General features: G+C 71.2%; 17 protein-coding genes. 9 read left to right on the top strand and 8 right to left on the bottom strand.

Features of this window, described 5'->3' with window-relative positions:
* Positions 1-786: an alpha/beta fold hydrolase gene (locus ABFX46_RS39670; protein ID WP_346049158.1), complete on the top strand. Its 786-nt coding sequence runs from the start codon at positions 1-3 to the stop codon at positions 784-786.
* Positions 787-906: 120 nt separating this feature from the next.
* Here ABFX46_RS39670 and nhaA read toward each other — a convergent pair whose 3' ends face one another.
* Positions 907-2,142: a Na+/H+ antiporter NhaA gene (gene nhaA / locus ABFX46_RS39665; protein WP_346049157.1), complete on the bottom strand. Its 1,236-nt coding sequence runs from the start codon at positions 2,140-2,142 to the stop codon at positions 907-909.
* Positions 2,143-2,446: 304 nt separating this feature from the next.
* Between nhaA and ABFX46_RS39660 the strand changes: the two genes are divergently transcribed.
* From ABFX46_RS39660 to ABFX46_RS39650, 3 genes are all read left to right on the top strand, one after another.
* Positions 2,447-3,121: a TetR/AcrR family transcriptional regulator gene (locus ABFX46_RS39660; protein ID WP_346049156.1), complete on the top strand. Its 675-nt coding sequence runs from the start codon at positions 2,447-2,449 to the stop codon at positions 3,119-3,121.
* An 89-nt stretch (positions 3,122-3,210) separates the two neighbouring features.
* The gene (locus ABFX46_RS39655) at positions 3,211-4,140 is read left to right on the top strand and encodes an ABC transporter ATP-binding protein (protein ID WP_346049155.1); all 930 of its coding nucleotides are present in this window, start codon (positions 3,211-3,213) and stop codon (positions 4,138-4,140) included.
* A complete protein-coding gene (locus tag ABFX46_RS39650) occupies positions 4,137-5,789 on the top strand; it encodes an ABC transporter permease (RefSeq protein ID WP_346049154.1) in 1,653 nt (550 codons plus the stop codon). Before ABFX46_RS39655 ends, ABFX46_RS39650 begins: the two co-directional genes overlap by 4 nt.
* A 97-nt stretch (positions 5,790-5,886) precedes the next feature.
* Here the strand turns inward: ABFX46_RS39650 and ABFX46_RS39645 are convergent, their stop codons facing one another.
* The 4 genes from ABFX46_RS39645 to ABFX46_RS39630 all read right to left on the bottom strand — a co-directional run bounded on the left by ABFX46_RS39645 (position 5,887) and on the right by ABFX46_RS39630 (position 9,121).
* Positions 5,887-7,173 (bottom strand): cation:proton antiporter, encoded by a 1,287-nt coding sequence (locus tag ABFX46_RS39645; RefSeq protein ID WP_346049153.1) that lies wholly within the window; start codon positions 7,171-7,173, stop codon positions 5,887-5,889.
* Positions 7,174-7,238: 65 nt separating this feature from the next.
* Positions 7,239-7,385, bottom strand: coding sequence for a hypothetical protein (locus ABFX46_RS39640; RefSeq protein WP_346049152.1), 147 nt, complete (start codon positions 7,383-7,385; stop codon positions 7,239-7,241).
* A gap of 66 nt (positions 7,386-7,451) precedes the next feature.
* Positions 7,452-7,736 (bottom strand): MerR family transcriptional regulator, encoded by a 285-nt coding sequence (locus ABFX46_RS39635; RefSeq protein WP_346049185.1) that lies wholly within the window; start codon positions 7,734-7,736, stop codon positions 7,452-7,454.
* 815 nt (positions 7,737-8,551) lie between these two features.
* Positions 8,552-9,121, bottom strand: a complete 570-nt coding sequence (locus ABFX46_RS39630) for a TetR/AcrR family transcriptional regulator (RefSeq protein WP_346049151.1) — start codon at positions 9,119-9,121, stop codon at positions 8,552-8,554.
* 91 nt (positions 9,122-9,212) lie between these two features.
* On the opposite strand from ABFX46_RS39630, the gene ABFX46_RS39625 reads away from it, so the two are divergent.
* Positions 9,213-10,703 (top strand): MDR family MFS transporter, encoded by a 1,491-nt coding sequence (locus ABFX46_RS39625; RefSeq protein ID WP_346049150.1) that lies wholly within the window; start codon positions 9,213-9,215, stop codon positions 10,701-10,703.
* Positions 10,704-10,927: 224 nt separating this feature from the next.
* Here the strand turns inward: ABFX46_RS39625 and ABFX46_RS39620 are convergent, their stop codons facing one another.
* The gene (locus tag ABFX46_RS39620) at positions 10,928-11,338 is read right to left on the bottom strand and encodes a hypothetical protein (RefSeq protein WP_346049149.1); all 411 of its coding nucleotides are present in this window, start codon (positions 11,336-11,338) and stop codon (positions 10,928-10,930) included.
* A gap of 493 nt (positions 11,339-11,831) precedes the next feature.
* Here ABFX46_RS39620 and ABFX46_RS39615 point away from each other — a divergent pair, with 493 nt between their 5' ends.
* A complete protein-coding gene (locus tag ABFX46_RS39615) occupies positions 11,832-13,370 on the top strand; it encodes a Re/Si-specific NAD(P)(+) transhydrogenase subunit alpha (protein ID WP_346049148.1) in 1,539 nt (512 codons plus the stop codon).
* 3 nt (positions 13,371-13,373) lie between these two features.
* Positions 13,374-14,813: a Re/Si-specific NAD(P)(+) transhydrogenase subunit beta gene (gene pntB / locus ABFX46_RS39610; RefSeq protein ID WP_346049147.1), complete on the top strand. Its 1,440-nt coding sequence runs from the start codon at positions 13,374-13,376 to the stop codon at positions 14,811-14,813.
* Between the two features lie 153 nt (positions 14,814-14,966).
* Here pntB and ABFX46_RS39605 read toward each other — a convergent pair whose 3' ends face one another.
* Positions 14,967-15,308, bottom strand: coding sequence for a DoxX family protein (locus tag ABFX46_RS39605; RefSeq protein ID WP_346049146.1), 342 nt, complete (start codon positions 15,306-15,308; stop codon positions 14,967-14,969).
* 138 nt (positions 15,309-15,446) lie between these two features.
* On the opposite strand from ABFX46_RS39605, the gene ABFX46_RS39600 reads away from it, so the two are divergent.
* A complete protein-coding gene (locus ABFX46_RS39600) occupies positions 15,447-16,388 on the top strand; it encodes a LysR family transcriptional regulator (RefSeq protein ID WP_346049145.1) in 942 nt (313 codons plus the stop codon).
* A gap of 257 nt (positions 16,389-16,645) precedes the next feature.
* Complete coding sequence (locus tag ABFX46_RS39595; RefSeq protein ID WP_346049144.1) at positions 16,646-17,302, top strand: maleylpyruvate isomerase family mycothiol-dependent enzyme; 657 nt, start codon at positions 16,646-16,648, stop codon at positions 17,300-17,302.
* Between the two features lie 138 nt (positions 17,303-17,440).
* On the opposite strand, the gene ABFX46_RS39590 is transcribed toward ABFX46_RS39595, so the two are convergent.
* Complete coding sequence (locus ABFX46_RS39590; RefSeq protein WP_346049143.1) at positions 17,441-19,783, bottom strand: ATP-binding protein; 2,343 nt, start codon at positions 19,781-19,783, stop codon at positions 17,441-17,443.
* Positions 19,784-20,192: the final 409 nt, after the last annotated feature.

Raw genomic sequence — 20,192 nt, 5'->3', positions numbered from 1 at the left:
ATGCCCAGCGCCGCCTACGCCCGCACCGTGCGCGGCCACGGCCCCGGCCTGCTCTTGGCGCACGGCGCGGGGGGCGGGGTCGCCGCCAACTTCGGCCCGATCCTGGACGACCTGGCCGCCACCCGCACCGTCGTCGCGATCGACTACCCCGGCTCCGGGGACACCCCGAAGGCGACCGCGCCGCTCTCCCTCGACGATCTGGCCGACCAGCTCGTCGCCGCCGGGCTCGCCGAGGGCCTGGACACCTTCGCCATCGCCGGCTACTCGCTCGGCACCGCGGTCGCCGCCCGCGCCGCCGCCCGCCACCCCGACCGGGTCACCGCCCTGGTGCTGACCGCCCCGTTCGCGCACCCCGACGCGTCGTTCCGCGCCGTCGCCGAGCGCTGGCGCGACCTCTACCTCGCCGGCGACCACGACGGCGTCGCCCGCCACATCGTCCCCCTCGCGCTCGGCCCCGGCGCCGTCGCCTCCGTCCCCGATCTCGAGGCCGTCATCGCCGACACCGCCCGGACCCTCCCGCCCGGCTCCGCCGACCACGCCGACCTCGTCGCCCGCGTCGACGTCCGCGCCGACCTGGCCGCGCTCACCGTCCCCACCCTGGTCATCTCCACCACCGATGACCGACTCGTCCCTCCGCACCTCCACCGCGAGGTCGCCGCCCTCTCCGGCGCCGAGCTCGCCGCACTCGGCACCGGGCACCTCCCCTTCGCCCAGCGCCCCGAGGAGTGGCGGAACCTCATCACCTCCTTCCTGTCCCAGGCCGCGCCGGTGGCCGCCGAGTCATGACGGCGGGCGAGCGGACCAGGTCCCCCGGCCGGGTGGCCGACACGCTGACCGCCGCGGGCGCGAGAGTGGCAAGGGCCGAGGCCAAGGAGCACGACCGCCGGGCCCCGCGGTCAAGGGTGCTCAGTCGCCGGCGGTGAGGGGCGGGGACGAGCGGTGGACGCGGCCGCGGCGGCGCAGCAGGATGATCGCGATCACCGAGGCCAGCAGGGAGGCGGCCAGGACGGCGGTCGAGGCGATCTGGGCGGTGGCGGCGTCGGGGGTGGCGAGCTGGGAGACCAGGAGGCTGACGGTGTAGCCGATGGCGCCCAGCACCGCGATCGGGACGACGTCGCCCCAGCCGACGCCGCTCGGGAGGGTGCCGATGCGCAGCCGGACGGCCAGCCAGGTGCCGCCGAAGATGCCGAGGAACTTGCCGGCGAGCAGGCCGAAGAAGACGCCGTGGGCGAGCGGGTCGGTCAGGGCGTCGCTGATCGCGCCGAGCGAGATGCCCGCGGCCGCGAGCGCGAAGAGCGGGACGATGAGCCCGGCCGAGAGCGGGTGGAGCCGGTGCTCCAGCCGTGAGCCGGCGCTCTCCTTCTCGTCGCCGATCGGGGCGACGGGGGTGAGCAGTCCGAGGGCGATGCCGGCGACGGTGGCGTGGACGCCGGTGCCGTGGACGCAGATCCACACCGCGGCGGCCAGCGGCACCATGACCCACGGTGTGGTGATGCGGCGCCGGTGCAGCCACCAGTACAGGGCGCAGAGCAGCACCGCGAGGACGAGGTAGGCCAGGTTGACGCCGGAGGTGAACAGGAGCGCGATGAGCGCGATGGCGCCCAGGTCGTCGATGACGGCCATCGACAGCAGCAGGACGCGCACGCCGGCGGGGAGGCCGGCGCCCGCGAGGGCGAGGACGCCGAGGGCGAACGCGATGTCGGTGGCGACGGGGATGGCCCAGGCGCCGCTGTCGGCGGCGGCTCCGCGCGACACGGCCAGCGCGACGGCGGCGGGCACGAGCATCCCGCCGCCGGCCGCGAACAGCGGCAGCGCCGCCGCCCGCCACCCGGCGAGCTCCCCGACCGTCAGCTCGCGCTTGACCTCGACCCCGGCGACGAAGAAGAAGATCGCCAGCAGGGCGTCCGACGCCCAGCCGGCCAGCGTCAGGTGCAGGTGCAGCCAGTCCGGGCCGAGCCCGACCTCCGCGCCCCAGACGTGCGCGTAGGCGCCGGGGGCCGCGTTCGCCCAGATCAGGGCCACCGCCGTGGCCAGGAGGAGGAGCCGTCCTCCGGTCGTCTCCTGGCGGAGGAAGTCGCCGAGGGTGGCGGCCGCGCCGCGGTCGTCGGTACGGCGGGACAGGCCGGGGGAGGTCGGGTGCACGGGTCTCCACTCTGCGGGGTCGTCGAACGGACCGCCGACCAGACTTCCCGGCACACCTGAAACACCAGACTATCTGCTCGCTGGTCCGCTTCTCGTCGCGGGGCCCCTCCCGAACCGGGCACCCGGGCGCCCCCGGGATGCGGCGATCACGGGCACCGGGCGCCCCCAGGGGCCGGTCGCCGAGGCTTTGCGAGAGTCATTGCGGGAGGTACCGAGCCGAGGGTGAAAACTTTCCGAGTTTTCTAGTGACCTGTTTTCCGTGGACCTCTTGCTGATCATTGAACGAGCGTTTAATGTGGCCCTCGTGCGAACGCGTGACATGCCTTCGGCGGACGGCGACCCCGGCGCGTCGGCCCGGATCCGGGACGCCGCGATCGACCGGTTCGGGAGGGACGGCTTCAGCGCCGGGCTGCGGTCCATCGCGGAAGACGCGGCGGTCTCCCCGGGCCTGGTCGTGCACTACTTCGGGTCCAAGCAGGGCCTGCGGCGCGCGTGCGACGCGCACGTGCGCGAGGTGATCGCGACGGAGAAGCGGGCCGCGACGACCGGCGGCAGCGCCGCACAGCTCCTTGCGCGGCTGGCCGACGTCGAGCGGTTCGCCCCCGTCGTCCTGTACGTGGTGCGATCGCTGCGCGAGGGCGGTGACCTGGCCGCCGAGCTGTTCGAGGACATGATCGAGGACTCGACGCACTACCTGGAGGCGGGCGTGGCGGCCGGGGTGATCCGGCCGAGCCGCGACCCGGCCGCGCGGGCGCGGGTGCTGGTCTACCAGGCGATGGGCTCCATGCTGATGTGGCTCACGCTGCACCCCGAGCACGCCGAGCCGGCGTCCTTCGGCAAGGCCCTGCGCGCCTACTTCGAGGAGGTGACCTTCCCCGTGCTGGAGATGTTCACCGAGGGGCTCTACACCGACCGGGCGCTCTTGGAGGAGTACCTCCTGTACGTCCCCGACCCGCCGCGCGACGGTTCGCAGGACTGACGCGCCACGCCATTTCCACCACCCCACCGGGTGGTCTGTCGACCCTGTTCGACGCTCCCTTTCCTCATGCTTTCAGCGAGGGCTGAACAATGACCCCTGCCATCGAGATCGACGACCTGCGCAAGTCCTTCGGGAACGTGACGGCGCTGGACGGGCTCGACCTGTCCGTCGAGGCCGGCCACGTCCACGGGTTCCTCGGGCCGAACGGCGCCGGAAAATCCACCACGATCCGGATCCTGCTCGGCGTGCTCCGCGCCGACGCCGGACGGGCCCGGCTCCTGGGCGGCGACCCCTGGAACGACGCCGTCGCGCTGCACCGCCGCCTGGCCTACGTCCCGGGGGACGTGGAGCTGTGGCCCAACCTGACCGGCGGCGAGGCCATCGACCTGTTCGCCCGGCTTCGCGGCGGCACCGACCCGGCCCGCCGCGACGAGCTGTGCGAGCGGTTCGACCTGGACCCCACCAAGAAGGGCCGCACCTACTCCAAGGGCAACCGGCAGAAGGTCGCGCTGGTGTCCGCGCTGGCCGGCGACGTCGACCTGCTGCTGCTCGACGAGCCGACCGCCGGACTCGACCCGCTCATGGAGGCCGTCTTCCAGGAGTGCATCCGCGAGGCCCGCGAGGCCGGGCGGACGGTCCTGCTGTCGAGCCACATCCTCGCCCAGGTGGAGGCCCTCGCCGACCGCGTCTCCATCATCCGCAGCGGCCGGATCGTGGAGACCGGCACGCTGACGGAGCTGCGGCACCTGACCCGCACCACCGTCACCGCGACCACCGACCGGGACACCGGTGCCCTCGCGGGCCTGCCCGGCGTCCACGACCTCCGCACCGAGAACGGGCAGATCCGCTTCGACGTCGACGGCGACCACCTGGCGGCCGCCGTCGCCCGCCTCGGCGAGCTGGACGTCCAGGCACTCACCGCGCACCCGCCGACGCTGGAGCAGCTGCTGCTGCGCCACTACGGCGCCGAGCTCGCCCGCACCGGCAACGGCGCGGCCGCCGCCGGGAGGACGTCATGACCGCGACGACCCTTCCCGCGCCCGCCCGGACCGCGTCCCGTGGAGCGCTGGCGGGAACGGGCACGCTGCTGCGGTTCATGCTGCGCCGAGACCGCGTCCGGTTCCCCGCCTGGACGCTCGGTGTGGCGCTGCTGATGGGCTACTTCACCAGCGCGCTGAAGTCCGTCTACACCACGACCGAGCAGCTGGAGTCGGTCAGCGCGTTCTCCACCAGCCCCGCCGGGGCGATATTCGGCGGCCCCGGCTACGGCTACGACGCGATCACCGTCGAACGGTTCCTGTCGGGCCAGTACGGGCTGTACATCATGCTCGGCGCCGCGCTGATGGCGCTGCTGACGGTCACCCGGCACACCCGCGCCGAGGAGCGCTCGGGGCGCGCCGAACTCGTCCGCGCGAACGTCGTCGGACGGTCCGCCCAGCTCACGGCCGCGCTGGTCCTCACCGCGCTGATGTGCGCCACCGTCGCCGTCCTGGTGACCGCGATCATGCTCGCCGCCGGGTACGCCGCCGCGGGGTCGGCCCTGTTCGGGGCGTCCGTCGGTGCCGTCGGCCTGGTGTTCGGCGGTATCGCCGCGACCGCCGTGCAGGTCTTCGCCTACCCCCGCGGCGCCTCCGGACTCACGGGAGCGGTCCTCGGCGCCGCGTTCGTCGTCCGGGGCATCGGTGACATGGCGGCCGTCCAGGGCGGCGGCGCCTCCTGGCTGTCGTGGCTGTCCCCGATCGGCTGGTCGCAGCAGACCGCGCCCTACGTGCTGGACCGGTGGTGGCCGCTGGTCCTGTCACTGATCTGCGCCGCCGCGACCGCCGCCGCCGGATACCGCCTGTCCGGCCGCCGTGACCTGGACGCGGGTCTCGTCCCGCCGCGCCCGGGCCCGCCCCGTGCCGCCGCCTGGCTCCACAGCGCGCCGGCCTTGGCCTTCCGCCTCCAGCGGGCCGCGATCACCGGCTGGAGCGTCGCGCTCCTGGTCGCCGGCGTGGCCTACGGCGCGTTCGCCCAGCCCATGGCCGACGGGCTGGACGACGCCCCGGACGACCTGATCGCCGTCATGGGCGGAGGCGGTGACCTGGTCGCCGGCTACCTCGGCGTCATGGGCCTGACCATGGCGTTCACGGTCGCCGTGTTCGCGATCCTGGCCGTGCAGTCGGTACGGGCCGAGGAGTCGGCCGGACGCACCGAGCCCGTCCTGGCCACCGCCGTCAGCCGTACCGGCTGGCTCGGCGGCAACCTCGCCGCCACCGCCCTCGCCGTCCCGTGGCTGCTGTTCCTCGCGGGCCTCGGCACCGGCGCGGCCGCCGCCATCGGCACCGGCGACGCCTCTCTCCTGTGGAAGACGATCCTGGGGCATATCGCCCACACGCCGGCCGTGTGGCTGCTCCTCGCCGCCGCCGGGCTGCTCTACGGCGCGCTGCCGCGCGCGGTGCCGGCCGTCTGGGCCGTCCTCGGCTACGGCGTCGTCGCCGGGTTCTTCGCGCCGATCCTCGACATCCCCGGCGGCGCGGTCGACGTCTCGCCGTTCGCGCACGTCGGCGAGTATCCGCGCGAAGACGTGAGCGTCGCGGCGGTCGGGGTTCTGGTGCTTCTGGCCGCCGTCCTCGCCGTGCTCGCGCTGCGCACCTTCGATCGCCGGGACCTCACGTCCAAGGCGTGACACCGCGCCCGTCCGCCCGGCCAGGGCGGACGGGCGCCGGGCGGTCACACCGGGATCGCTCCATGGGGGAGAGGCCCGCGGCCGAGGCGGCCCCTGCTCATTCCGGACGTTCCGCGCCATCGTCGCCGGAGCCGGCCGGTGGGTCGGCCGTGTCCGGCTCCGGCGCGGGGCGGCGGGTCTTCTGCAGGCGTGCCCGGGCCCGCCCGTGCCATGCCGGCACTTCGCGTTCGTCGTCGAAGCTGCGTGCGACGACGATGTCGGTGGAGGAGTGCGCGAGGATCGACAGCGCGATGGTGGCGCCGACCAGGTGGAAGATGTGGTCGCCGGCCGCGATCCCCGACTCCAGCACCAGCAGCCCGTAGACGACCGAGGCGAAGCCCTTGGGCCCGAACCACATCACCGCGGCTTGCTCCCGCATGGTCAGCCGCGACCGCAGGAACGACACCCAGATCGCGACCGGCCGGGCGACGACGAGCGCGAGGACGGCGAACGCCCAGCCCGTCCAGCCGACGTCGCCGAGGAACGCCGGGGACAGCAGCGCGCCGAACACCAGCAGCGCGGCGAGCTTGAGCAGTTCGGCGACCAGTTCGCCGAACTCCTCGAACGCCTCCCGGTGCTCGTGCCCGACGGTGGCGACGGTCACGCCGGCGGCGAACGCGGCCAGGAACAGGTTGCCGTGCGTGGCCTGCGCCGTCGCCAGCACCAGCAGGCCGATCGCGACGGCGTTCAGCGGCTCGTACTTGGGCGCGATCGCGAACCACCGGGTCCGCACCAGCATGATCGCGGCCCACGGGATCGCGACCCCGATGGCCAGCCCGCCGGCCAGTTCGCCCGCCAGCTCGCCGAAGTGCAGGTCCTCCTCGCCCTGCGCGATCGCCAGGAAGACCACCACGAAGGGCAGGACGAGCCCGTCGTTGACCCCCGACTCGACGTTCAGCAGATGGCGCAGCCTCGGCGGCACCTTCTCGTTGCCGACCAGCGCGGCGGCGAAAACCGGGTCGGTCGGGGTGAGAACCGCCGCGATGAGCAGCGACTCCACCCACCCCAGCCCCACGAGGCAGTGCGCGAAGAGCGCCGTGATCCCCAGGGTGAGGGGGAGGCCCCAGCCCAGGGCGCGTCCGGGCAGCCGCCAGGCGCTGCGCAGATCCTGCCAGCCCGCGTGCATGCCGTCGGTGAAGAGCACGGCGAACAGCGCCAGTTCGGCGAGCCGGGAGACGATCTCGTCCCCGGGCCGGAGGGAGACCAGGCCGGTGACACCGTCGCCGAGCAGGAACCCGCCGACCAGGAACAGCGCCGCCGTCGACAGCACGGTCCGGTGCGCGAGGTTCGACACCAGCACCGCGAGCAGCAGCATGGCGGCGAAGGCGAGCAGCAGATTCGTCATGTGGGTCTTTCCGGGATCGGCGACGGCACTGCCGACCAGACTTCCCGGCTCACCAGGTCACGACCCTAACGGGACCCGGCGCCGCTCGCTCGTCCCCGTCGTCCGGCGAAGCGCTCGGCCTTGGCGATGGTCCCGGCCACAAGGATCACATCGCCGTACTGCATGACCGGGTCGACGGTCGCGTAGGTGAACTGCTCACCGACCGAGTTCACACACCACCAGGAGGGTCTCTCCCAACGGAACCCAGAAGCGACACAGTGCTCAAGATTCGGTGGGCTCTACGCCGTGTCGCGGGGCTGTTGCTGGTCCGTGTGGTCCTTTCGGAGTTGGGCGTTGATGCGTTGGGCTTCGGCGAGCTGGTCTTCCAGGATGATGATGCGGCAGGCGGCTTCCAGCGGTGTTCCCTGGTCGATCAGGTCGCGGGCGCGTTGCGCCAGACGCAGTTGGTAGCGGGAGTAGCGGCGGTGTCCGCCGGGTGAGCGCTGCGGGACGATCAGGCGGGCGGTGTCCAGGCTGCGCAGGAACGCCGGGGTGACGTCCAGCATTTCGGCGGCGCGGCCCATGCTGTAGGCGGGATAGTCCTCGTCGTCGAATTTGCCCTCGAGCCCGCCGGGTTCCGCCGGGGGCCGCGCGTGATGCCGGTCTGGCTGGTTGCCGGCCTGGGCCGGCTGGGATGCTTTCACTAAACCTTCCGTACTGCCTTGGGTGGGCAGTGACGACGACAGGGGCCCCGGCGCCGTACTGCGGCGCCGGGGCCCAGAGGAACAACACCATCTACCGGCTCTGACGGGCCGGTCTTCCGCGTCGGCCGCCCGGATGCGGGCGGGGATGCGGGGATCGCGTATGCGTGACCGTAGACCACCGTCCAATCTGTGGAGCTGCGGTACCCGCGCGGCGTGACTGGAGCCTGCGACGGGCGATCCCGATGGCGTCGAACCCTCCTTTCTTCGACATCACTACCGGTACTGCGTGTTCTTCTGCGTACTGCGTTGTGCTGTGCACTGCTCCCGGCGACCCGTTGGCCGCCGGGCCGACCGGCTGCCGGGGCCCCTTCCACTGCGCTGGCCCCGGCACGCCCGGCCGGTGTCCTTCGTGCCTTCCGGCAGTTCGTCCTCTGCCGGTCCTCATGGACTCGTCTCTCTTCGATGACAGGAAGACTACCCGCTTCCCGGTCGAAAAACTACCGTGGCCGCTACAGAGTTTCGTAGATCACAGAGCCCGGTTCTCTGCATCGGTCGCGAGTGCTCTGGGGGGCGCAGGGGAGAGGCGGAGCGGCAGGACGGAGGAGGCGGGACATGGCGCAGACGGCCGTTTCGCCGGTCTCACGGCGCCTGTGATCCCCGGTCGGCCTTCTCTCGTCGTGAGCCGTTGCGGGCAGTCAGCGCACTAGGGGGAGGAAGATCGTGTCGACGATCTCCTCGAGGACGTGATCGGGCACGGGGGCGAAGGTCGAGAGGATCTCGTGGCGCAGCAGGACGAAGGGGAGGGTCTTGATCCGTTCGGTGAGGAGCTCCGGTTTGATCTCGCCGCGGTCGATGGAACGCTCGAAGAGCATGTCGAGCGCTGCCGCGCGTCCCGTCGCGACGGGATCGAACCAGCTGCTGGGGCTTCTTCCCGTCTCCCGGTAGTAGCCGGCCAGGTGTGCGTACATCACGGTGATGAGCTGCACGTGGGCGGTGGCGATCTGCCGCATGAGGGTGAGGAGGTCCTCCCGCAGGCTTCCGGTGTCGGGGACGGCGGGACGGGACTCCTTGAGGACGTGGACGATCGTGGCCTTGACGAGTTCGTCGCGATCGGACCAGCGGCGGTAGAGCACCGGCGGGCTGGTGCCCGCGCGCTTGACCACGCCGTCCATGGTGAATCTGGCGTAGCCGTTGTCCGTGAGTTCGTCCCATGCCGCATTGAGGAGTGCCTTCTCCAGTTCCGCCCCGCGCCGCCGCTGAGCCATCGTCCACCCTCACTTAGATAGATTTGCCTTTCTTAGGATACCGGCCTACTTTGATCCCGTTAAGAAAGAAGCTTCTATCTTAAGGTGGATCGTGAGCGCTTCCCGCCAGGCGGGGCATGTCTCCGCTGATCCCGGCCGCATGGACCCCGTCGTGCTGCGCATGGCGATCACCCTGATCGTCGGCGCTCTCGGTGTCGTCTTCGACACCACCATCATCAGCGTCGCCCTGGACGACCTGGCCGAAGGCTTCGATGCTCCGCTGACCACCGTCCAGTGGGTCGGCACCGGCTACATGCTGGCCGTCTTCATCACCATCCCGCTCGCCGGATGGGCGCAGTCACGGCTCGGTGGCCGCCGGCTGTGGGTCATCGCGCTCGGCGGGTTCCTGGCCGGCTCGATACTGAGCGCGCTGGCCCCGAACGCCGGCAGCCTCATCGCGTTCCGCCTCGTCCAGGGCCTCGCGGGCGGCCTCATGATGCCGCTGATGTACACCCTGCTCATGCAGGCCGCCAAGGGCCGCGACATCGGCAAGGTCATGGCCGTCATCACCGTGCCGACGGCACTCGGCCCAATCCTCGGGCCCGTCCTCGGCGGCCTCATCCTCTACGCGGCCGACTGGCGCTGGCTCTTCCTCATCAACATCCCCTTCTGCCTCGCCGGGATCTGGCTCGCCCGGCGCAACCTGCCCGACGACCGTCCCGCACTCGGCCGCTCCCGCGTCCGTCTGGACATGGTCGGCCTGCTCTTGCTCTGCCCGGGTTCGGCGACTCTGCTCTACGGCCTCTCCCGGGTGGACGGCACTTCCGCCTTCGCCAGTGCCCAGGTCCTCGTACCGCTGCTCGCCGGGCTCGCTCTGGTCGGGGGCTTCACCGTCTGGGCTCTCACTCGGGCGTCCGCTCCCTTGGTCGACGTGCGCATGTTCCGGCACCGCTCGGTGGCCTCCTCGTCCGCACTGCTCTTCCTCGGCGGGATCTCCCTGTTCGGCTCGATGATGCTGCTGCCGCTGTACTTCCAGCGGGTCCGCGGCGCGACCCCGCTCGGTGCCGGGCTGCTGCTCATCCCTCAAGGAGTCGGAGCGCTGGTCGCCCGCGGCCTGGCAGGCAAGCACATGGACCGGGTCGGCCCCCGCGTGGTGGCCCTCGCGGCCTTCACCTTCGTCGCCGCCTCCACCGTGCCGTTCGCCTTCGTCACCCCGGACACCAGCGAGGTCCTGCTCATGGCCGCGCTGCTCGTCCGCGGCATCGCCCTCGGTGCTGCCATGATCGCGCCCATGGGCGCCGCCTTCGTAGGACTGGAGCACGGGCAGATCCCGGACGCCAGCATGATCACCCGCGTCGCTCAGCAGCTCGGCGGTGCAGTGGGCGTCGCCATCCTGATCGTGATTCTCCAGCGGAACACCGGGGACGCCCACGATGCCGGCGCCCTGGCGGACGGCTTCGACCACGCCTTTTGGTGGTGCGTGGCGTTCACCGCCTGCGCTGTCCCACTCTGCTTGCTCCTGCCTGGGCTCTCCAAATCGGCGGCCTCTGCCGAGAAAAGCACACGGGAGAGCGACACGAGCACGGGCTCGACCGCGCGGTGATGAGCACGCCGCGCCGCCACTACGCGCATGCGACGGCAGGGCCCGCTACTGAGACCGCGCGCTCGCCTCCCAGGCGCGCAGGGACCACCGTCGGCCGGCGGTGTGGTCGACGACCTGCCTCGCGTGTCGCGCGGCCATGCGCCGGAGCCGGTCTCTCAGGTCGGTACCGGCCGAGGCGAGGGTGGCGGCCTGGGACCGGCCCGTGGTCCGGGTGAGGGCTTTCATCAGGACAGAAGGACGGCGATCACGACCACGAGCGCCAGCGCCAGGAGGGGCGCAAGAGCGAAAATCGTGAGTTGGAGCAGGCAGCCGCGCTGCTTCACCGTGCCGGGAGGTCCGATTGTGCCCGCGAGGTACAGGGCCGCGGGGCCGCGGTACTCCAGCTCAGACGGCTGCCCAGGCGTGAGGACTGTGGCGGCGACGCCGATCTGGCCGCTTCCCTGCGACACGGCGACGTGCACTGGCTTGTCCGCGGGGATCTCGAAGGCCGCTTTCCCCCAATGCTGGTGGTAGTGGGCGCCGTCAATGCCGACCGTGACGCCGGCCTTGGCAACGATCCCGCGGCGCGTGTGGAGTTGCAGAACCCGCGTAGGGCCGTTGTGGTTGCCGGCGTAGGGAATCGGCGGCTCGCTCATACCTGCCATCGCTATCACGGCTCCCTGCTGCCTAACCAGATCCTGGCGGAGGATGGCCGTGGGGGAGTGGAGTGGTGTCCGCGCGGGTTGCTGGACGCGGAACTCCTATGCGTCGCTGATGCCGGCCCGACCGGGCGGCGTGCCGGTGGTCGGGGCAGTGGCAGGGGGCTGGAGGGGCTGGCGGCGGACGTGGTCGGCACGGCGATCCGGATGCTGTCGGGAAGAGCCGGTGCCGGTCGCCCCTTCGGTCACTCCTGACCCGGGCTGCCGTGTTCCCACGGGACGGTACGCAAGTGCCCAACTTTCGCGTCCAAGACTGGCACACAGTACGTAGCGGAAGCGGTCCCGTTCGCGGCAGAATTAGCTTGATGCCGAGATACTTGGCGCCGTCGGCTCGTCCGCATCCGGACTGGCGGGCAGGCGCCCCCGGCAACCCGGCGCGATGGCCCGTACTGCGCTCACATCGCTGATGTGCGGGAGATAGGTGGTTGTCATGATCGTTGGAGTCCTCAAGGAGGATGCGCCCGGCGAGCGGCGGGTGGCGGTGACGCCGGACACCGTCACTCGACTGCAGAAGCTCGGGTACGAGGTGATCGTCGAGTCCGGTGCCGGAGCGGGCGCCGGCTTCCCCGATGACCGGTATGAGGCCGCGGGCGCCGCCATCGGCGACGCTGAGGCCGCGGACGTGGTGCTGGGCGTCGCCCCGCCCTCGTCCGACCGGCTGGACGCCCTGCGACCGGGTGCCACGCTGATCGGCCTCCTGAGCCCCCGGTTCAAACCGGACCTGGTGGAGGACCTCGCCGGGCGTCCCCTCACGGCGCTGTCCCTGGACGCGGTGCCGCGGATCTCCCGGGCGCAGTCGTTCGACGTGCTCTCCTCGATGGCCAATATCGCCGGGTACCGGGCGGTGATCGAGGCCGCGCACGAGTTCGGGCGGTTCTTCACGGGTCAGGTGACCGCGGCGGGCAAGGTGCCGCCGGCGAGAGTGCTCGTCGCGGGGGCCGGTGTCGCCGGGCTCGCGGCGATCGGCGCGGCCGGCAGCCTGGGCGCGGTCGTCCGGGCCACCGACCCGCGGCCGGAGGTCGCCGACCAGGTGCGCTCGCTCGGCGGCGACTACCTCGCCGTCGCCGAGCCCGAGTCCGAGCCGGACGACGCCCCGGGCACCGGCTACGCCAAGGAGATGTCGGACGACTACAACGTCCGCGCCGCCGCGCTGTACGCCGAACAGTGCCGTGACGTCGACATCGTCATCACCACCGCGCTCATCCCCGGGAAGCCCGCGCCGAAGCTGATCACCGCCGAGATGGTGGCGACGATGCGGCCGGGCTCGGTGATCGTCGACATGGCCGCGGCCAACGGCGGCAACGTCGAGGGGACGGTCCCCGGCGAGCGGGTGGTCACCGCGAACGGCGTGATCATTCTCGGCTACACCGACCTGGCCGGACGGCTGCCCGCGCAGGCGTCCCAGATGTACGGCACCAACCTGGTCAACCTGATACAGCTGATGACCCCGCAGCGGGACGGCGAACTCGTCCTGGACTTCGACGACGTCGTGCAACGCTCGATGACCGTCGTCCGGGAGGGCGAGCTCACCTGGCCGCCGCCCCCGGTCGCGGTGTCGGCGGCACCGGCGGCCGTCCAGCCGGTGCGGCCGGAGGCCGAGGGGGACGAGCCGGCCCGCAGCACGAACCCGGTTCTGCGCCGGCTCGGAGTCGCCGTCGCGGCAGCCGCGATGTTCGGCCTGATCGCGCTCTCGCCGGCGGCGCTGCAAGTGCATCTGACCGTGTTCGCGCTGGCCATCGTGATCGGCTACTACGTGATCGGGAACGTGCACCACGCGCTGCACACCCCGCTGATGTCGGTGACCAACGCGATCTCCGGGATCATCGTGGTCGGGGCCCTGGTGCAGATCGGCACGGGAAGCGCTGCGATCACCGTCCTCTCACTCGCGGCGATCCTGCTCGCGAGCATCAACGTCTTCGGCGGATTCGCGGTCACCCGCCGCATGCTCGCCATGTTCATCAGGAGCTAGGCAATGACGGTCGCAACCGCGGCGACCGCGGCGTACATCGTCGCGGCGCTGTTCTTCATCCGCGCGCTGGCCGGGCTCTCGCGGCACGAATCCGCGCGCCTGGGCAACACCTACGGCATGCTCGGGATGGCCGTGGCGCTCGTCGCCACCATCGCCCTCACCATCGACGACGGCATCGGCCTCCCCGCGTTCGGGCTGCTCGTGGCCGCGGTCGCGGTCGGCGCGCTGATCGGCCTCCAGCGGGCCAGGTCGGTGGAGATGACCGCGATGCCCGAGCTCATCGCGCTCCTGCACAGCTTCGTCGGGCTGGCCGCGGTCCTGGTCGGCTGGAGCGGCTACCTGCACGTCGAGCACCGCCCCGAGGGGACGGAGGCGGCGGCGCTCGCCCGCGAGGGCATGCTCGGCATCCACAGCGCCGAGGTCTTCATCGGCGTCCTCGTCGGCGGCGTCACCTTCACCGGCTCGATCGTGGCCTACGGCAAGCTGTCGGGCAGGCTGAAGTCCGCGCCGCTGATGCTGCCGGGCAAGAACCTGCTCAACGCCGCGGCGCTCGTCGTGTTCGCCGCGCTCACCGTCGCCTTCGTCATCGAGCCCCGGCCATGGCAGCTCGTCGCGGTCACCGCGGTGGCGCTGCTGCTCGGCTGGCACCTGGTCGCGTCCATCGGCGGCGGCGACATGCCGGTGGTGGTCTCCATGCTGAACAGCTACTCCGGCTGGGCGGCCGCCGCGTCCGGGTTCCTGCTCGGCAACGACCTCCTGATCATCGTCGGCGCGCTGGTGGGCTCCTCGGGCGCCTACCTGTCGGCCATCATGTGCAAGGCGATGAACCGCTCGTTCCTCTCGGTCATCGCCGGCGGATTCGGCCTCGAGGCGCCCGCCGCGTCCGGTGCCGAGCACGGACGGCACCGGGAGATCACCGCCGCGGAGGCCGCCGAAGCGCTCACCGCGGCCTCCTCGGTGATCATCGTTCCCGGCTACGGCATGGCCGTCGCCCAGGCCCAGGCCCCCGTCGCCGCGCTGACCGCGCGGCTGCGCGGCCTCGGCGCCCAGGTCAGGTTCGGCATCCACCCGGTCGCCGGCCGCCTTCCCGGCCACATGAACGTGCTGCTCGCCGAGGCCAAGGTGCCCTACGACCTGGTGCTGGAGATGGACGAGATCAACGACGACTTCGGCGCCACCGACGTGGTCCTGGTGATCGGCGCCAACGACATCGTCAACCCGGCCGCCGAAGAGGACCCGGCGAGCCCCATCGCCGGCATGCCCGTCCTGGAGGTCTGGAACGCCCGGCAGGTCATCGTTTTCAAACGCTCCATGGCCACCGGATACGCCGGCGTCCAGAACCCGCTCTTCTTCCGCGACAACACCCACATGCTCTTCGGCGACGCCAAGGAGCAGGTCGACGGCATCCTCCGTGCCCTCGAACACCTCACCCCGGTCGGCTGAACCGAGACCGCCACACGACCCTGATCGGTGACCACGGTCAACCCTGGGGGTATCAAGTCAGCCACCCGGTATGGCGGCACAGCGTCCCGCACACGATGAGTACAAGTCGAGAACGCGGAACGTCCTCCCGGACGGGGCGTTTGCGGCGGCGGGTTAGGAGGTCACGACCAGGGTCGCCACGACCGGGGCCAGGTAGAGCACCGGGAACGGCAGGGTCTTGTACGAGCGTGCGCGCAGCACGGTGGCGATGGCGCCGAGGAAATAGGCGGTCAGGCCGAGCGCCGCGGCGATCCCGACCGCCGGGACAGCAAGACCGGCCAGCAGGCCGATCGCGCCGGCGAGTTTGGCGGCGGCCAGCCAGGTCCACCAGGTGCGGGGGACTCCGTAGGCGATGAGGGGCTGGACGACGAAGTCGGCGCGCCGCAGCAGGGAGATGCCGGAGAAGCCGACCCAGGCGGCGGTGAGGGCGGTGACGGTGATCAGGGTGGTGGACATCGGCGTCTCCTCAAGGCCAGATGGAAAGGACATTCACTTCTTCGACTCTCTCGGACCGCCGGATGTGACAGCCTCAGCGAAAAAGTCCGAGCTCGGTGATCAACGGGACTTCGTACACTGATCGATAACCCTGCTGTTATGGATCGGAACGAGGCGCGCGTGGAGCTGCGGGACATCGAGATCTTCCTTGCGCTGGCCGAGGAACTGCACTTCGGCCGCACCGCCGAGCGGCTGCACATCTCCCAGGCCCGCGTCAGCCAGGCGATCAAGAAGCAGGAGCGCCGCATCGGCGCCCCGCTGTTCGACCGCACCAGCCGCAGGGTGCGCATCACCCCCGCCGGAGAACACCTGTACCGGGAGCTCAGCGCCGGCTACCGCCAGATCATGGACGGGATCGAAGCGGTGTCCGCCGCCGCCCGCGGCACCTCGGGGACGCTGACCCTGGGCGCCATGGGCCCGCAGACCTGGATGATCCAGGAGGCCGTGGAGCTGTTCCAGACGCGCCACCCGGCCGCCCGGATCCGCCACCGCGACATCAACCCGATCGATCCCCTCTCCCTGCTCCGCTCCGGCGAGATCGACCTCGGACTGCTGTGGCTGCCGATCCGCGAACCCGATCTCACCGTCGGGCCGGTCACGCACACCTCCGCGCTCGTGCTCATGGTCGCCGACACCCACCCCTTCGCCGGACGCGAATCGGTATGCCTGGAGGACTTCGGCGACTGCACCTTCATCTCACCCAAGTCCGCAGTCCCGGCGTACGTCGAGGAGGTCTTCCAGCCCTCTCACACCCCTGCCGGACGCCCCATCCGGCGCGGGCCGCAAATCGAGAACTGGCACGACCAGTTGACGGCGGTGAGTTCGGGCCAGGCCGTCGCCGCGACCGTGGCCGAGGCCGCCCGCTTCTACCCCTGGCCCAACCTGGCCTACGTCCCCGTCCGCGACGCCCCGCCCTGCCGATGGGCTCTCGTCTGGCGCACCGCCAACACGGCCCCGCTCCTCCAAGCCTTCGCCCAGACCGTCCGCGACCTCGACACACCCAACGCGCAGGACTCAGCTGTGACAGACGGCCATCGGTGAGCGACTTAAGACGACAGAGCATGCGGTAGGAGTGGGCGTGCGGCTCCCGGCGGAGCGGCGCCACCAGGCGAGTGAACGCGGCGTCGTCCCCGTCGCATGCCAACGCCAGGTCGCCGGCCCCTGATGCGGAGTCCGTAGACGGCCCGGAAACAGGTTGGCTCCCAAGAGATGATTCTGCCGCAGGGCGAAAGTCTCCTTTGCCGACCGGACTCACCCGTCCGCCGGACGGCGTGCACCACGACAGGAGAACGTCTGACATGACAGGGTCGGCACCGAAGACACACCCCGGCCGCGCAACGGGGGTCTGGCCGTTGGTCCACGCCGAGCGGGCGGCCCTGGCTGCTGACCTGGCGGAACTGACCGACGAGCAGTGGGCGGCGCCGTCGCTGTGCGCCGGGCTGACGGTGCGTGAGGTGCTGGCGCACATCACCGCGGGGGCGAGCCTGACCCCTGTGCGCTGGCTGGCGGGTGTGATCCGCTGCCGGTTCGACTTCGACAGGCAGGTGGCCATGCGGTTGAGCGAGCAGATGGGCGCGACTCCGGCCGAGACGCTCGACCGATTCCGCCGCGTCGTCACCAGCACCACCAAACCACCCCTCCCGGCCACGGCGATGCTGGGTGAGACGATCGTGCACGGTGAGGACATCCGGCGGCCGCTGGGCATTCGCCGTGCGTACCCGATCGAGACGCTGACCCGGGTCGCCGAGAACTACCAGGGCTCCGACCTCGTCGTCCTCGCCAAGGGCCGCATCCGCGGCCTGCGGCTCGTCGCCGTGGACGGACCTTTCAGCACGGGCTCGGGGCCGCTGGTGTCCGGTACCACCCTGGCCCTGACCATGGCGATGACGGGACGCGCCGCCTATTGCGACGAACTCGGGGGCGATGGTGTCGCGATCCTGCGCGACCGCTGCTGACCAGCGCGCCCGTGCCGCACAGGCCGTGGCGGACGAGCGCGCCGCAGCACCAGCTCCCCGCCGGCGGCGCGCTGGTGCTGCGGCGCCCTCCTCGGCGCGGATGGTCGCGGTCAGGAGAGCGCGGTCACGGGAGCGCGGTCACGAGAGGGGGATCTCCTGTGCGGTGATCCAGGCGGCGATCTGGGCGCGCGAGGAGTAGCCGAGCTTGGCGAGGATGTGTTCGACGTGCGAGTCGGCGGTGCGCTTGGCGATCGTGAGTCGTTCGGCGATATCGCGGTTTGATAATCCCTCAGCGACTAGAGACGCTACCTGTAGTTCACGCTCGGTCAGCGGATGGCTGTCGCTGCCCGACTTGTTCGCAGGCTTGCCGGAGGCGGCGGCCGGTGACTCGCCGAGCGCGTCTTCGATCGCGCGCGGCAGGGGCAACTGCTCGCCGTCATTGAAGGCGGCGCGGTACCGCTCCTGTCCGAGGGCGTTCACCGCTTGGTCGATGTGGATTTCCCTCAGCACCGCGTGGTGAGGACCGAACCAAGACGTGTGGGTCGATTCGCGCAGCCGGTCGGATGCTCCGAGGAGCATCGCGGCGCGCACGAATTCGCCGCGGCTGCACAGGCAGCCGGCGATCCCTTCCAGGCCCAGCGTCACGCCCAAGCCATCGTTGAGGTCGCGCTTGATCCGGAGTGACCGGCGGAGTCGCCGCATGGCCTCGTCGAGGTCGCCGGTGAGCCACAGGGCGAGCCCGGATACGAGCATTCCGTAGGAGCGGGCCCAGAGTTCTCCGCGCTCCTCACCGAGTCGGACGGCTCGGTCCGCGTGTGCGATGGCCGCATCCAGATCGTTCTTGAACAGGTACGCGAGTGCCTGGAAGACCCGGGTGAGCAGGATGAACAGATCGTCGCCCGTCTCGCCGTACTGTTCGCCCGCGGTGCCCAGGAGGTGGAGCGACGCGTCGAAGTCACCGGCGAATAGCGCCACGACGCCCTTCCCGGCCAGGGCGCCCGCGACGCCGTCCCGGTCGCCCTCCGCCCGCGCCTGCGCCAGCGCCCGTTCCAGCAGTTCGCCCGAGACATCGAGATCGTTTTGGAGCGTCATCGTCAGCGCGGCGATCGTGAGGAACTCCGACCAGCCCGGTCCGGTGGTGTCGCGTTCCTCCAGGAGCCGGTCCATCCAGTGCCGGCTCTCGCCGAGAATGCCGTTCAGCGCCCAGAACCGGCCGAGCGCTCCCATGGCCTCCCGGATCGCTTCCTCGTCGGCCGTCGGCAGAACCTGTCCGAGCACCGCGCGGATGTTGTCGCGCTCGCACCCGAACCATTCGAGCCAGCGAACCTGCGCCGCGCTGGACAACTCGGCACGGGCCCGGCGCAACAACTCCGCGTACCAGTCGAAGCAGCGATGCCGCAGCCGGCTCTCCTCGTCCGCCCCGCGTGCGGCAAGACGATCGGCACCGTACCTGCGCAGAGTGTCCAGCATCCGGTAGCGGACGCGGCCCCCGCGATCGGCGCGCTGGACGACCGACTTCTCGAGCAGGCCCGTCAGCACCTCGACGATCTGCTCGGCGGCCAGGCCGTCCCCCGAGCACACCTGCTCGGCGGCGTCGAGATCGAAGTCGGTGGCGAACACCGACAACCGCGCCCACAGCAGCCGCTCCTCGGCTGAGCAGAGTTCATGGCTCCAGTCGACCGTCGCGCGCAGCGTCTGATGGCGTTGCAGGCTGGTGCGCCTGCCGCGGACCTGGAAAAGGTGACTGCCGAGGCGGCTCAGCATCTGGTCGAGGGAGAAGGTTCGCAACTGCACGGCCGCGAGTTCGATGGCCAGCGGGATGCCGTCGAGGCGGTCGCACAACTGAATGACGACTTCGCGGTCGGCATGGGCGAGCGTCCACCCCTGGACGGTCGCGGCGGCGCGCTCGGTGAACAGCTTGACCGAGTCGCATTCCTCACTGCTCGGGGCACCGGGACCACCTGGGCCGGGCCCCGGACGGTCCAGGGGCGCGACCGGGAAGGTGTACTCGCCCATGACGTCGAGAGGCTGGCGGCTGGTCGCCAGGATGCGCAGCCCGTGGGCCGCCCGCAGCATCGCCTCGGTCAGCATCGCGCACTCGTCCACCAAGTGCTCGCAGGTGTCGAGCACGAGCAGCAGCCGCACGTCGGCGAGATGGTCGGCGAGGCGGATGATCGCGGGGTCGCTGCCCCGTTCGGTCACCCCGAGCGCGTCGCAGATCGTCTGCGCGAGCAGGGAGGGTTCCGTGAGCCCCGAGAGGGCGACGAACGCCACCCCGTCGGCGAAGGCGGCCTGGGCCAGCCCGGCGGTGCGCACGGCGAGCCTGGACTTGCCGACTCCACCGGGCCCCGTCAACGTGACCAGCCTGTGGTCATCGATGAGGTGTCGTACCTGCTCCAGTTCCGTCTTCCTGCCGATGAAACTGGTGAGTTCCGCGGGCAGTCGTCCTGTCTGCCGCTCAAGTGCCGCGGTCAGCGACAAGGCCGCCTCCAGTCAGCTACGCCGTGAGTCCGGCTACCAGGGGGACTCTTGGAGTGTAGTCAAAAAGACACGGACGGCTACGGTGTTCGTGAACGGCTCGAGAATCGGTACACGGATCGGTTCATCTACCGATGCGCTCCTCCGAGGGTCCCCGCCACGATGAATCCATGCCGGACAGGGCCGTGCGGCGCCGAGACCGACGGGTGGGGCCGTCTCGGCCGGAGACGGCGGTAACGCGCCGACTCGCGAGTCCGCGACGTGCCCTCGACGGCCACCCCGCCTGGCGACCCCGCCTGGCGACCCCGTCAGGCGCGCCGGGCCGGCGGTCGGAGATCAGAGGGGGACTCTCCGACCGCCGCTTGGTGTGGGTGCCGTACAGGACGGGACGGCCCTACGCCGGAGATGGGGG

The organism is Actinomadura chokoriensis (genome assembly GCF_039529475.1).
Taxonomy (GTDB): Bacteria; Actinomycetota; Actinomycetes; order Streptosporangiales; family Streptosporangiaceae; genus Spirillospora; species Spirillospora bangladeshensis.
This window is presented reverse-complemented; position numbering and strand designations above follow the sequence as displayed.